Origin of the sequence: Rhizobium rosettiformans (genome assembly GCF_016806065.1) — a bacterium.
In the GTDB taxonomy this organism is placed as follows: Bacteria; Pseudomonadota; Alphaproteobacteria; order Rhizobiales; family Rhizobiaceae; genus Allorhizobium.
Genome location: NZ_CP032405.1, coordinates 2,656,179 through 2,668,896, shown reverse-complemented (window position 1 = coordinate 2,668,896; position 12,718 = coordinate 2,656,179). Strand labels below are relative to the sequence as shown.

Annotated in this window: 15 protein-coding genes and 1 other annotated feature; of the genes, 5 read left to right on the top strand and 10 right to left on the bottom strand. The window is 62.3% G+C overall.

Features of this window, described 5'->3' with window-relative positions; all coding sequences use genetic code 11:
* Positions 1-26 precede the first annotated feature (26 nt).
* Positions 27-1,679, top strand: coding sequence for a choline dehydrogenase (gene betA, locus D4A92_RS12870; RefSeq protein WP_203013728.1), 1,653 nt, complete (start codon positions 27-29; stop codon positions 1,677-1,679).
* 3 nt (positions 1,680-1,682) lie between these two features.
* On the opposite strand, the gene D4A92_RS12865 is transcribed toward betA, so the two are convergent.
* The 4 genes from D4A92_RS12865 to D4A92_RS12850 form a co-directional block, all read right to left on the bottom strand.
* The gene (locus D4A92_RS12865; protein ID WP_203013718.1) at positions 1,683-1,988 is read right to left on the bottom strand and encodes a type II toxin-antitoxin system RelE/ParE family toxin; all 306 of its coding nucleotides are present in this window, start codon (positions 1,986-1,988) and stop codon (positions 1,683-1,685) included.
* Entirely contained in the window at positions 1,985-2,263 is a 279-nt protein-coding gene (locus D4A92_RS12860; protein ID WP_203013717.1) for a prevent-host-death protein, read from the bottom strand. The genes D4A92_RS12865 and D4A92_RS12860 overlap by 4 nt, the downstream gene beginning before the upstream one ends.
* A gap of 64 nt (positions 2,264-2,327) precedes the next feature.
* Positions 2,328-2,411 (bottom strand): AcvB/VirJ family lysyl-phosphatidylglycerol hydrolase, encoded by an 84-nt coding sequence (locus D4A92_RS25320; protein WP_203019950.1) that lies wholly within the window; start codon positions 2,409-2,411, stop codon positions 2,328-2,330.
* A 193-nt stretch (positions 2,412-2,604) separates the two neighbouring features.
* Positions 2,605-3,747: an alpha/beta hydrolase gene (locus tag D4A92_RS12850; RefSeq protein ID WP_203013715.1), complete on the bottom strand. Its 1,143-nt coding sequence runs from the start codon at positions 3,745-3,747 to the stop codon at positions 2,605-2,607.
* A 372-nt stretch (positions 3,748-4,119) separates the two neighbouring features.
* On the opposite strand from D4A92_RS12850, the gene D4A92_RS12845 reads away from it, so the two are divergent.
* The 3 genes from D4A92_RS12845 to D4A92_RS12835 all read left to right on the top strand — a co-directional run bounded on the left by D4A92_RS12845 (position 4,120) and on the right by D4A92_RS12835 (position 7,076).
* Complete coding sequence (locus tag D4A92_RS12845; RefSeq protein ID WP_203013713.1) at positions 4,120-5,154, top strand: TRAP transporter substrate-binding protein; 1,035 nt, start codon at positions 4,120-4,122, stop codon at positions 5,152-5,154.
* Positions 5,155-5,226: 72 nt separating this feature from the next.
* Positions 5,227-5,766 carry a TRAP transporter small permease gene (locus D4A92_RS12840; protein WP_203013711.1) on the top strand — a complete coding sequence of 180 codons (540 nt, stop codon included), beginning with the start codon at positions 5,227-5,229 and terminating at the stop codon, positions 5,764-5,766.
* The gene (locus tag D4A92_RS12835; protein ID WP_203013709.1) at positions 5,766-7,076 is read left to right on the top strand and encodes a TRAP transporter large permease; all 1,311 of its coding nucleotides are present in this window, start codon (positions 5,766-5,768) and stop codon (positions 7,074-7,076) included. The genes D4A92_RS12840 and D4A92_RS12835 overlap by 1 nt, the downstream gene beginning before the upstream one ends.
* On the opposite strand, the gene D4A92_RS12830 is transcribed toward D4A92_RS12835, so the two are convergent.
* Positions 7,054-7,332 carry an Ada metal-binding domain-containing protein gene (locus D4A92_RS12830; RefSeq protein ID WP_203013707.1) on the bottom strand — a complete coding sequence of 93 codons (279 nt, stop codon included), beginning with the start codon at positions 7,330-7,332 and terminating at the stop codon, positions 7,054-7,056. The genes D4A92_RS12835 and D4A92_RS12830 overlap by 23 nt on opposite strands.
* Before the next feature lie 149 nt (positions 7,333-7,481).
* On the opposite strand from D4A92_RS12830, the gene D4A92_RS12825 reads away from it, so the two are divergent.
* The gene (locus D4A92_RS12825; RefSeq protein WP_203019949.1) at positions 7,482-8,141 is read left to right on the top strand and encodes a DUF2161 domain-containing phosphodiesterase; all 660 of its coding nucleotides are present in this window, start codon (positions 7,482-7,484) and stop codon (positions 8,139-8,141) included.
* A 4-nt stretch (positions 8,142-8,145) separates the two neighbouring features.
* Here D4A92_RS12825 and D4A92_RS12820 read toward each other — a convergent pair whose 3' ends face one another.
* From D4A92_RS12820 to D4A92_RS12800, 5 genes are all read right to left on the bottom strand, one after another.
* Positions 8,146-8,517 carry a hypothetical protein gene (locus D4A92_RS12820; protein WP_203013705.1) on the bottom strand — a complete coding sequence of 124 codons (372 nt, stop codon included), beginning with the start codon at positions 8,515-8,517 and terminating at the stop codon, positions 8,146-8,148.
* 115 nt (positions 8,518-8,632) lie between these two features.
* Positions 8,633-9,103 (bottom strand): DUF6644 family protein, encoded by a 471-nt coding sequence (locus tag D4A92_RS12815; protein ID WP_203013703.1) that lies wholly within the window; start codon positions 9,101-9,103, stop codon positions 8,633-8,635.
* Positions 9,104-9,107: 4 nt separating this feature from the next.
* Positions 9,108-9,485, bottom strand: a complete 378-nt coding sequence (locus D4A92_RS12810; protein WP_203019948.1) for a DUF6152 family protein — start codon at positions 9,483-9,485, stop codon at positions 9,108-9,110.
* Positions 9,486-9,644: 159 nt separating this feature from the next.
* The gene (locus tag D4A92_RS12805; RefSeq protein WP_203013701.1) at positions 9,645-11,132 is read right to left on the bottom strand and encodes a SulP family inorganic anion transporter; all 1,488 of its coding nucleotides are present in this window, start codon (positions 11,130-11,132) and stop codon (positions 9,645-9,647) included.
* A gap of 73 nt (positions 11,133-11,205) precedes the next feature.
* Positions 11,206-11,261: a sequence feature (sul1 is cis-regulatory element that is thought to sense ions involved in sulfur or methionine metabolism; They are found in Alphaproteobacteria), on the bottom strand.
* 139 nt (positions 11,262-11,400) lie between these two features.
* Positions 11,401-12,420, bottom strand: coding sequence for a sulfate ABC transporter substrate-binding protein (locus D4A92_RS12800; protein WP_203013700.1), 1,020 nt, complete (start codon positions 12,418-12,420; stop codon positions 11,401-11,403).
* Positions 12,421-12,718: the final 298 nt, after the last annotated feature.

Sequence of the window (12,718 nt, the reverse complement as noted above, 5' to 3'; positions counted from 1 at the left end):
AACTCTTCAACCGCTCGGATCTGACCATGCAGAACGCAGACTTCATCATCATCGGTTCCGGCTCTGCCGGTTCGGCGCTGGCTTACCGGCTTTCGGAAGACGGCAAGAACAGCGTCATGGTGCTCGAATATGGCGGATCGGATATCGGGCCGTTCATTCAGATGCCGGCTGCCCTTGCCTGGCCGATGAGCATGAAGCGCTACAACTGGGGCTACCTCTCCGAGCCAGAGCCGAACCTCAACAACCGGCGCATCACGGCACCGCGTGGCAAGGTGATCGGCGGCTCCTCCTCGATCAACGGGATGGTCTATGTGCGCGGATCGGCCGAGGATTTCGAAGGCTGGGAGGAGAGTGGTGCCAAGGGCTGGGGCTATGCGGACGTGTTGCCCTACTTCAAACGCATGGAGAACTCGCATGGCGGCCAGGAAGGCTGGCGCGGCACCGACGGGCCGCTGCATGTCCAGCGTGGCCCCGCGAAGAACCCGCTGGTGCGCGCTTTCGTGGAAGCCGGCAAGCAGGCCGGCTTCGAGACGACGGAAGACTATAACGGCGAGAAACAGGAAGGCTTCGGCCTGATGGAGCAGACTATCTGGCGCTCGCGCCGCTGGTCCGCCGCCAATGCCTATCTCAAGCCAGCGATGAAGCGCGGCAATGTCGAGCTGGTGCGCTGCTTTGCCCGCAAGATCGTCATCGAGAACGGCCGGGCCGTCGGCGTCGAGATCGAGCGTAATGGCAAAATCGAGGTGGTGAAGGCCAATCGGGAGGTCATCGTTTCCGCTTCGACCTTCAACTCGCCGAAGCTCCTGATGCTTTCGGGCATCGGACCGGCGCAGCATCTGAAGGACATGGGCATCGAGGTGAAGGTCGACCGGCCGGGCGTGGGCGCCAACCTGATGGACCACATGGAGTTCTACTTCCAGCAGGTCGCAACCAAACCGGTCTCGCTCTATTCCTGGCTGCCCTGGTTCTGGCAAGGGGTGGCTGGCGCGCAATGGCTGTTTTCCGGCACCGGGCTTGGCAGCTCCAACCAGTTCGAATCCTGCGCCTTCGTACGCTCGGCAGCCGGTGTGAAGCAGCCTGACATCCAGTTCCACTTCCTGCCCGTCGCCATTTCCTATGACGGCAAGGCGGCAGCGAGAAGCCATGGCTTCCAGGTGCATGTGGGCTACAATCACTCGAAATCACGCGGCGCCGTCACCCTGCGCTCGTCCGATCCGATGGCCGATCCGGTGATCAAGTTCAACTATATGAGCCATGAGGAAGACTGGGTGAAGTTCCGTCACTGCGTTCGGCTTACCCGCGAGATCTTCGGCCAGAAGGCTTTCGACGCCTTTCGCGGACCGGAAATCCAGCCGGGCGAAGGGGTTCAGACGGACGATCAGATCGACGCCTTCCTGCGCGAGCATCTGGAAAGCGCCTATCATCCCTGCGGGACATCGAAGATGGGATCGAAGGACGATCCGATGGCCGTGGTCGATCCGGAATGCCGCGTCATCGGCGTGGAGGGTCTGCGCGTCGTGGACTCGTCGATCTTTCCGCGGCTGACCTATGGCAACCTCAACGGCCCCTCGATCATGACCGGCGAGAAGGCGGCTGATCATATCCTGGGCAAGCAGCCACTCCCCCGCAGCAATCAGGAGCCATGGATCAATCCGCGTTGGGAAATCAGCGACCGGTAAGGGTCAGCGATAGTCGTCTTCGCGCTGGTGGCGAATGGCGAGGATGGAGAGTGTGTCGGCATCGACGACTTCGAAGAGGATGATGTAACCAGCCTGTCCAAAGGGCACTAGGATTTCGCGCAGCATGATCGTATCGACATACACATTCACGCGGCGACCAATCATCGGGAAGTCGACGAGAAGTACCAGATGGTGAGCGACCGCGTCGTAGACCTTGTCTGCCGCGGGCGGATTGACGGTTGCCAGTTGCCGATAGTAGCGCTGCATGTCGCGAAAGAAGCTTTCGGAATAGTGCAGCTTTCGGCTCATCTCGACTTCACGGCCTTTGCCCTTGCCTCGTCGCGGATCTCGCGCATCATGCCAAGGACCTCGTCGGTCGTGTAGGAAATGCCAGTGCGGGCCATGTGTTCGCGCGCCGCCAGTCCCCTCGCGATGAAATCCGCCTCTTCGCGCCGATACTCCACTTCAGCCCTCGCCGAACGGTCGATCAGATCGGCCACGGTCTCGCCTTCGCGCAACACGCTTTCCGCGGCGGCGTGGAATTCCTCGTCGTCGAGGACTGATGGTTTGACGGTCTCGTTCATGGGCTGGCTCCCTGATATCGCGGGATCATACTGCGAAAGTCGCGCGCTGATAAGGCGGGCGGGTTCAGGGTGCCATGACCCGCCCTAGAATCTTGTCTGCAATCATCTCGTAATTCTCGTCGAAGTGATGGCCACCGGGGCGGGCGATGAGTTCGAGGCCGTCCTTTGCGCGCCCTTTTTAGCGCCGGTCAGGCGGTATCCTCTCTTCCAGTCCATAGACGCATTGGATCTTGGCATAAATTGCGCAAGACACCGAATTTCGTCCCTCGTCAACCTGCCGAAACGCAAGACTGAGCTGCGCGTCGCGTCATACTTCTCAGATGGCTACGCTCAGCCCAACTTCATTGCTGACGCAGCACCCTGGCGGCAAGGGAGAAGGGACTGGACACGGTCTGGGCGGCAGCATCCAGCACGAAGGCTCCTGCATCGCCGAGCGTCGCACTCGAGGTAGGTGTGCCAAGGGTTGCGGCCAGCTGTTTCACGTCGAAGAAGCGGTTGTGATTGGTGGCATCGACGGATTCGAGCGACGAGATATCGATGACCGTCACGCCATAGCGCTTGGCGGCCTCAGCCACTTCCGGATTGCGCGCGTCCAGCGCGCCGACGCGCTGGGTGCCAGCGCCGAGAATGCTCGAGACCTGCAGCGCGCGGTCATCCGGCGAGACCAGAATGGTGATCGGGATCCGCATCCGACCGATGACATCGAGCTGGGCCGTGAAGACATCTTCATCGATATCGGGTGCGGCCATGATGACCCTCAGCCGATCAAGGACGTCACCCTTGCCCTGCAGCCTCAGCTGGCGGAGCGCTTCGACGGTCAGCCAACCGCCCATCGAATGGGCGAAGACGTCGACGTCGCCCTTGCGCGCCCGCACCATGTCGCTCAAGAGGTCGGCAAGCGCATCACGAGAATAGGTCGCGGACTCCTTGTCGGCCACATAGGCCGGAAGAGCCGCAAGCGAGGGCCAGGAAAACAGGACCGGCGTTCCGTCGAGATTGCTGTCCGTCTTCAGCTGGGCGAGGCGGAACAGCGCTTCCTGGAAATTGTAGTTGTAGCCGTGCACGAAGACCACCGGTGCGCCGGCATCGCGGGCGCGGATCGCCTGCAGGAGGCCCTGACGGTCCATCACCGATTGCGAAACGACGGCGAAGTCGGTCCTCGGATCGACCTTGCGGCCGGGTTTCGGCCATTCGATGTTAGCAGGCTGATGGTTCGGCGGGATGGAGACGGCGAAGCTCGCATAATTGGGCTCCCGGGTCTTGGTCGTCGTGAAGACGTTCTCCCCGGGTTGGGCGCGGTCACGGGTCGTGACCGTGTAGAGCGTCTCGACGCGCGTCGGCTCGTAGTCACCCAGCGCCACCGTCCCCAGCGTCTCCGGGCCCGGGCGACCGGCGCAGGAAGCAAGCCCCGTTGCCGAAAGCAGGCAGAGCGCCACGAAGGCCGCGCGCGATCGGCGGCGGGGGCCGAAGGGAAGAAGACGCATCCGGGATCATCCTTGCAGATCGACAATCGCCCGCCTCGTGTCGTCATGACCGGGCCGGAGCCGCGAGCTATAACCGGAGACGAGGATGGAGCCAAGGCCCGGCGGCCGGCCCGTCGTCACGATCGCGGCACGGGGCCGCGACGCGCGGCTTTGCACAGCGCCATGCATACTAATCTGGTTATGATTTACGGCCACATAATTATTTGCGTGGCCGCATCCCATCTGTAATCATAACTTATAAGGAAGAGTCTGCCGGATGGGAGTGAGGAACCGGGCGACGCGATCTTTACATGACTTTCGTCATGTTTTCTGATTGCTCTGTTGCCTCGAGCCGGACGATTTTTCCAGATCAACAAGACATGGGAGGAAATCATGTTGCGCCAGTTTCTTATCGCCGGATTGTCCGGTGCCGCATTGTCGATGATGGCGTCCGCCAGCTTCGCCGCAGACGTTACCCTCAAGCTTCACCAGATGTTGCCGCCACAGGCGACGATCCCTGCCAAGGTGCTGCAGCCCTGGGCCGAGAAGATCCAGGCCGATTCCGGTGGCCGCATCGCCGTGGAACTCTATCCTGCCATGCAGCTCGGCGGCAGGCCGGCCGACCTCGTGGACCAGGTGAAGGACGGCGTTGTCGATCTGACCTGGACGCTGTTCGGCTACACGCCCGGCCGTTTCCCGAAGTCGGAAGCCTTCGAACTCCCCTTCATGGTGACGACAGCCGAGGCCACCTCGCTCGCCTTCCAGGACTATTACGAGAAGCACCTGAAGGACGAGTTGACCGACTACCACGTTCTGGCGGTCCACACCCATGGCCCTGGCCTCATCCACACCATCGCCTCCAAGCCGGTCGAAAAGCTCGAGGACATGCAAGGTCTGAAGCTGCGCGGCACCTCGAAGGTGATCAACCAGATGCTCGAAGCCATGGGCGCGTCTGCCGTCGGCATGCCGGTCACGGCTGTTCCGGAGAGCCTGTCGAAGAGCGTCATCGACGGCTCGGTCGTTCCGTGGGAAGTGACGCCTGCGATCAAGATCGCCGAGCTTGCGCCGAACCACACCGGCTTCTCCGGTCCGAACGGGCTTTACACCGGCACCTTCGTGTTCGCGATGAACAAGGACAGCTATGACGCGATGCCAGACGACCTGAAGAAGGTGATCGACGACAATTCCGGCAAGGAACTCGCCCGTCTCTTCGGACAGGCCATGGATGAAGGCGATATCCGCGGCAAGGACATTGCCGAAAAGAACGGCAACAAGATCATCACCCTGGACGAAGCCGAGACTGCACGCTGGAAGGCTGCGGGCGAAGCCGTGACCAAGGCCTGGATCGCCGAAATGGACGGCAAGGGTCTTGATGGCACGGCGCTCTACAACGACGCCCTTTCGCTCATTCAGGCCAATACCCAATAACCTCCCCGCCTTGTCCGGGCGCTTGTCGGAAGGCGCCCGGACCCTTTGCACGGATTTTCAAGGGACTTTCTGATGGCGACTGCCGTTTCCACCAGCTTCGAACGACTGGAGCGGGCTTGCCATAGCCTGGCCTCCGCACTCGTCCTGTTCGGCGGCTTCTGTCTCGTGGTTGCCTGCGCGCTGACCGTCGCCTCGATCGTCGGTTCGGTCACCATCCGCCCCCTGCCCGGTGAAATCGAACTGGTCGAAGCGCTCTGCGGGCTCGCAGTCTTTGCCTTCCTGCCCTTCTGCCAGTTGAAGCGCGGCCATGTGGGCGTCGACATCCTGATTTCCGCCTTCGGACCGAAGGCGATGAACTGGACGCAGCTGATCGGCGACATCGTCATCGCCGCGCTGATCGGGCTCGTTACCTGGCGCCACACCATCGGCACCATGGACAAATTCGGCAATGGCGAAATCACCCCGCTGCTGCTTCTGCCTGTCTGGTGGGGCTTTGCCATTGCGCTTGCCCTTCTTATCGCCAATCTCCTCGTCTGCCTCTATGTGATCGCCGCCGATATCCGCGACATCCGCCGCGGCAAGACGATCGTCGCTGCGATGGGAGCGCACTGATGAGCAGCATTGAAATCGGCCTCTGGTCTTTCCCCGTCCTCATTCTGCTGATTTTCCTGCGCGTGCCGATTGGCGCCGCCATGCTCGCCACCGGCGTCGTGGGCACCTATCTGGTGCTCGACCGCTGGACGCCGATCATGGCGCAGATGAAGGTTCTGGCCTGGAACACGAACGCGAATTATTCGCTGTCGATCATCCCGCTCTTCCTGCTGATGGGCCAGTTTGCCGCCCGCGGCGGCATGAGCCAGGCCCTATTCAACGCGGCGGCGGCCTTTGTCGGGCATCGCAAGGGCGGGGTTGCCATGGCGGCGATCGGAGCGTCTGCCGGTTTCGGCTCGATCTGCGGCTCGTCGCTCGCGACGGCTGCGACCATGGCGCAGGTGGCGCTTCCGGAACTGAAGCGCAACGGTTATGCCGGTGGGCTTGCAACCGCGACGCTGGCAGCCGGCGGCACGCTGGGGATCCTCATCCCGCCCTCGGTCGTGCTGGTCATCTATGCGATCCTCGCCGAGCAGAACATCGCCAAACTCTTCCTTGCCGCCTTCGTGCCGGGCCTGATCGCGGCGATCTCCTATCTGATCGTCATTGCCATCTATGTCCGGCTGAAGCCGGAAAGTGCCGGCCAGGCGCCGCGCATTCCGTGGAAGGATCGCATTCCGGCGCTGATTGCCGTCTGGCCGGTCGTCGCAATCTTCTTTGCCGTCGTCGGCGGCATCTATCTCGGCTGGTTTACGCCGACACAGGCCGCCGCCGTCGGTGCCGTCGGTGCCGGTCTCGTCGCCTTTGCCAATGGCGGGCTCGACCGCGCGTCGCTGATCGCCTGCTTCAAGGAAACGGCGGTTTCCACCGGCATGATCTTCTTCATCATTCTCGGCGCCTCGGTATTCAACTCCTTCCTCGCCTTCTCCCGCCTGCCGCAAATGGGTGCGGAATGGGTGACGGCGCAGGGCTTTGCACCGATGACCGTGCTGATCATCATCCTCCTGCTCTACATCATCTTCGGCTGCATCATGGACTCGCTCTCCATGATCGTGCTCACCATCCCGATCTTCTTCCCGATCGTGACGGCGATGGATTTCGGCATGAGCCCGGAGCACTTCGCCATCTGGTTCGGCATTCTGGTGCTGATGGTGGCCGAGATCGGCATGATAACGCCACCGGTGGGCTTAAATCTCTTCATCATATCGGCCATGTCGCGCGACGTGCCGATCCGCGAGACCTATAAGGGGATCGTGCCCTTCGTCACCGCCGACGTCTTCCGCATCGTGCTTCTGACGGCCTTTCCGATCATCTCGATCTTCCTGGTGTGAGAGAGCGCGGCACCTGTTCGGCCCAGGTTTCGGGCTGATCCGGACAGCAGCGCAGACAGGCCCTGAAGCCGCCCGCCCGGGCGGCCTCAGCCGTTTCGTGGAAGGTGACGTTTTCCGGTCGCGCCGGACGAGAGGGGCAGGACGGACGGCAGAAGATCCGGGTCGACAGCACGCCGTAGACGAAATGGCCGTCCATTGACGCATCACGGGTGCGGACCGCCTGCCAGCGGGCATCGTCGGTCTGATCAGGGTTCATGGCTATCTCCTCTCGCGAACACGCGGATAAGCATCGCCAGAGAGGACCGAACGGGCCACCCGTTTCCTGTGCCCCCTCAGATTTCCTGATGACGCTCACCGACAAAGCAGGCTAGGTGTCGATTCTTGCGCAACCTGATCCCGAGCTCCATGGAAACCTCGCTCTACCTTCCCGTCAAAAGCTTCCTCGAACAGGCGGGCTATACCGTGAAGGGCGAGATCGGCGGCTGCGATCTCGTGGGCTTAAGCGACGACGATCCGCCGGTTGTGGTCGTCTGCGAACTGAAGCTGAGCTTCAATCTCGAGCTCATCCTGCAGGCGGTCGACCGCGCTGTGGTCGCCGACGAGCTCTGGATCGCGGCGCGCATCTCCGCCAAGGGCAAAGGCCGCGAGAGCGACAAACGCTACCGCGATCTCTGCCGCAGGCTCGGCATCGGCATGCTCGGCGTTGCCGACAACGGCACGGTCAACGTCATCGTCGGTTCGGTGACACCAATGCCGCGAACCAATCCCAAGCGCCGCTCACGCCTGATGCGCGAGCACCAGAAACGCCGGGGTGACCCAGCCGTCGGCGGCAGCACCCGCACCCCCTTGATGACCGCCTATCGCCAGCAGGCGCTGAGCTGTGCTGCAGCACTTGCCTGCGGGCCCCTGAAGGTGCGCGACGTCAGGGCAAGCGTTCCCGAAGCGGGCAAGATCCTGCAGGCGAATGTCTATGGATGGTTCGAACGGGTGGACCGCGGCGTCTACGGGCTGACACCGGCGGGGCTGGAAGCGCTCGCATGGTGGCAGGACGGAGTGGCCCGCTGATCCGTCACGCCTTCCGGGTAAACAGGATCACCGCGAAAAGCAGAACGCCGGCGAAGGTCACCAGCGAGGAGACCGCGACCACGGGTTCGAGCGACGGATTGCCGGTCAGCATCAGGAAGAGCGAAGGTGCCATGACCAGGATGCCCAGCGTGTAGAGCATGTACTGGATCCTGGCGATGCGGCTCGCGGCCTGCACCGGGTTCAGCGCATAGTAGATGCCGAAGATCGCCATGGTGACCCAGCCGAGCAGGTTGATATGGGCATGCGCGCCGGTCGCCTCGAACTGGTGGGTGATCGACATGTAGAGGCCGACACAGATGCCAGCGATCAGGAACAGGATGGCCGTGCGGAAATACCAGATGGAAAGTTGTGGCATGTTGAAATCCCCCGAAACAACGGTCGCAGAGTAACACCAGTCGATTGCTGCGCAAACAGACTGACAATCGTCATTTTCGGGTGGACCAAGGGGTGAAACCTTAGACCGGAGACTTTCAGAGGAAGCCGATCCAGCGGCCGGCGAGGACGGCGGACAGCCATGTTGTCAACGAGAAAACAGCGCCGAGTTTCAACAGAAGCGACGCCTCCCCTGCCACGATCATCTCGGCCCAGTCCCGGGAGAGATGAACGAACACGGCATTCGCCGTTCCAAGCCCGACGAGCATTAGCTTGATCAGAAAGGCCGTGTTGCCGGCATACTCGACCGGACGCACGGAAAAGAGGACAGCACCGGTCAACACCGCAAGGCAAAGCGCAAGGGCTGCGATCCGCGAAAGCAGTTCGGCTGTTTCGGCGAGCGGCAGGCTCTTAAACCGGCCGAGCAGGCGCAGATCGAGGATGACGCTTGCGCCAACCAGCATGGCAAGCGACAGGATGTGCGCGGCACTGGCAAAGATGTAGAGCACCGGCGCACGGATCAGCGCTCTCGCCACAGAGGTCTCGCCAAGGACTGAGAGCCACTCCATGGTGTCAATTGGTGACGATGCGGCTCGGATAAATGTCGTAGTTCGTGCCCTCGACGATGACGCGCACGGCCTTCAGGCGCTTTTCATCCGGATCGAGCGAACGGTTGCCGCGCACCGTGATCTCGTCGCCTACCGTAGCGATCCCTTCGACGAAGCCCGATCGCTGAGTCTGGTTCGGGTTGCCGAGTTCGATGCGCCAAGGGCCTTCCGCCGTCTCCAGTTCGAGCGTCGGATGCGGCGGGGCAAAGGAGATGGCGGTGATTGTGCCGGTCAGATCGATCTGGTCGGCCTCGGCCCAGGACCAGCCGTGATGGGCCATGGCAGCGCCGGCGATAAGGGTAGCGCCGGCCAGGGCCGAGAGGGACAGCGTGAACTTGGGCATGGACGGCAGGGAAAATGCGCGGGTCATGATCGTCTCCGGATTTGGTCACAGCTACTCTCAAGGGTAGTGCGCGGATCCGGATTTGCGACCTCACCTTTGCTTGATCGTGCGGTGAAGCGGGACAAGGGCGCTGGTTTGCGGGCGCCCCCTGTCCTCATCTCAGTGCAAGGCAGCGCTGGCGGCCAGCCGCTCGTCCTTGTCGTGCAGGGCGAAGCGGTCGACCATGTCGGCGCTGGCCTCGTTGAAGCCGAGAACGTCGACCTCGAGACCGGCCTTGCGGTATTTCAGCACGATCTTGTCGAGCGCACCGACGGCGGTGATGTCCCAGAGATGGGCCGCTGTCACGTCGATGACGATCTTGCTTGCCCTGTCCGTGAAATCGAAGGCGTGAATAAAGCTCTCGGCCGAGGCGAAGAAGATCTGGCCCGTGACGCGGTAGGTGACGGCGCCGGAGGTTTCTTCGCTATGGCGGGTGATGCGGAAGAGCTTGGCCACCTTGCCGGCGAAGAAGATGCCGGAGAGCAGCACGCCGACAATGACGCCCTTGGCGAGGTCATGGGTGGCGACCACTGTCACGACCGTTGCCAGCATGACGACAGAGGACTGCCAGGGATTGCGACGGAGATCCAGGATCGAGCGCCAGGAGAAGGTTCCGATCGAGACCATGATCATGATGGCGACCAGGGCTGCCATCGGAATGATGCGGACGAGATCGTCGAGCACCACGATCAGGAAGAGCAGGAAGGCGCCGGCAACGAAGGCCGACAGGCGTCCGCGGCCGCCCGAGGTGACGTTGATGACAGACTGGCCGATCATGGCGCAGCCGCCCATGCCGCCGATCATGGCGGAGGCGATGTTGCCCGTGCCCTGACCGATGCATTCCTGGCTCTTGTTGCTCGGGGTGTCGGTCATGTCATCGACGATCTGCGCGGTCAGCAAGGACTCCAGCAGGCCGACGGCGGCGAGCGTCAGCGAATAGGGCAGGATGATCTGCAGCGTCTCCCAGGTGAGCGGCACATCCGGCAGCAGGAAGACGGGCAGCGTCGAGGGCAGTTCGCCGAGGTCGGCGACGGTGCGCAAGTCCATGCCCGTCCACCAGGCAAGCGTCGTCAACACGATGATGGCGACCAGCGGCGACGGGATCGCCTTGGTCACATAGGGGAAGAGGTAGATGATCGCGAGGCCGCCGGCGATCATGGCATAGGTCAGGCCCGGCACGCCGATCAGTTCTGGCAGCTGTGCCATGAAGATCAGGATGGCGAGCGCGTTGACGAAGCCAGTGATGACCGAGCGGGAGACGAAGCGCATGACGCGGCCGAGCTTCAGGAAGCCGGCGAGGATCTGGATGACACCCATCAGGATGGTGGCGGCGAAGAGATATTGCAGGCCGTGGTCCTTCACCAGCGAGACCATGATGACGGCTGTGGCGGCAGTCGCTGCCGAGATCATACCGGGACGGCCGCCGACGAAGGCGGTGACGCAGGCAATGGCGAAGGAGGCATAAAGGCCAACCTTGGGATCGACGCCGGCGATGACCGAGAAGCCGATGGCCTCAGGGATGAGGGCGAGCGCCACGACGATGCCCGAGAGGATGTCGCCACGGATGTTGGAGAACCACTCGCGGCGGTACTGGATAAGTGTTTGCATTCTTGATTTTTCACAGTTGTTGCAACGGTCCGAGCGGGTCTCGGGCCAGGAAACGAAAAGGGTTGCGTTGCTGTGTTGTCTGGCGGATCGGCGGCCAGAAGAGCCACCCGGATTTGCACCGGGTCCTTGTGGATGAGGGTGTGTAGCGGAAAAGCTGGCGCGGCGCAACGATGGGCGACTGACGGCGAGCAATGCGACCTTGCCTACTCTAGACAAAAAAGGCGGCCCTTTCGGAACCGCCTTCCTGACCCTTGGGAGGAGCCGCCCGTCAGGGGCGGTAGATCTGGTCGAAGACACCGCCTTCGCCGAAATGCTCCGGCTGCGCCTTGGCCCAGCCGCCGAAAAGCGGATCGTCGATGGTGACGAGATCGAGCTTCGGCAGTTCGGGGCCGGAGCCTGGGGCCACAAGATCCGGACGCGAGGGGCGATAGAAGTGCTTGGCGGCAAGCGCCTGGCCTTCTGCCGAATAGAGGTAGTTCAGATAGGCTTCCGCCTGTTTGCGGGTGCCCTTCTTGTCGACGACGACATCGACGACCGCGACCGGCGGTTCGGCGAGGATCGACAGCGAGGGGGTGACGATGTCGAACTGGTCAGCGCCGAATTCCTTGCCGGCGAGATAGGCCTCGTTTTCCCAGGAGATCAGCACGTCGCCGATCTCGCGCTGGGCAAAGCTCGTCAGCGAGCCTCGGGCACCGGTATCGAGCACGGGGGCGCGGCGGTAGATCTCGGCGATATAGTCGCGGATCTTCTGCTGGTCGCCGCCGAATTCCTTGTTGGCCCAGGCCCAGGCGGCGAGATAATTCCAGCGCGCGCCGCCCGAGGTCTTCGGGTTCGGGGTGACGATCTGCACATCGCCCTTCACCAGATCGCCCCAATCCTGGATGCCCTTCGGATTGCCCTTGCGCACCAGAAAGACGATGGTCGAGGTGTAGGGGGACGAATTGTTCGGCAGGCGTGCACGCCAGTCGGGCGCGATGAGATTTGTCCGCTCGGAGATGATGTCGATGTCGCTTTGCAGGGCGAGGGTTACGACATCGGCCTCAAGGCCTTCCATCACGGCGCGCGCCTGACGACCCGAGCCGCCATGCGACTGGCTGATCCGCACGTCCTCGCCCGTCTCCTGCTTCCAATGCGTGGCGAAGGCGGTGTTGAACTCGGAATAGAGCTCGCGCGTCGGATCATAGGACACGTTCAGCAGCTCAGTTGCTCCAGCCGGCAGCACAAGTCCGGTGGACAGGCTCAGTCCGACGAGAAACGCCGCAAGATTTTTCCCAATGCACTTTTTCATCTGTGCCTCCTCTCTGGCGCTAACGATTTAAGACTACCGCACAAGTCGTCTTAGTCAACACGGTCGGGAAAATAGCAAAACGGTGCTCGAAAGAGGTGGCGGCGACAGAATGGACAGGCTGGCAAGGTCATCGATCATGGGGAAATCTCCCGCCATATCGGCAACGGACGAAATGGCGGAGCCATCCTCGCGGACGGTCGACGTGGACCGAGTGCTCAGCAATGCCTGGCAATCGGCGATCTCGTGATGGCAGTCGCGCCTGCGCTTCACAGGGCCTGCCCGGTGGCCGTCAGTCAGC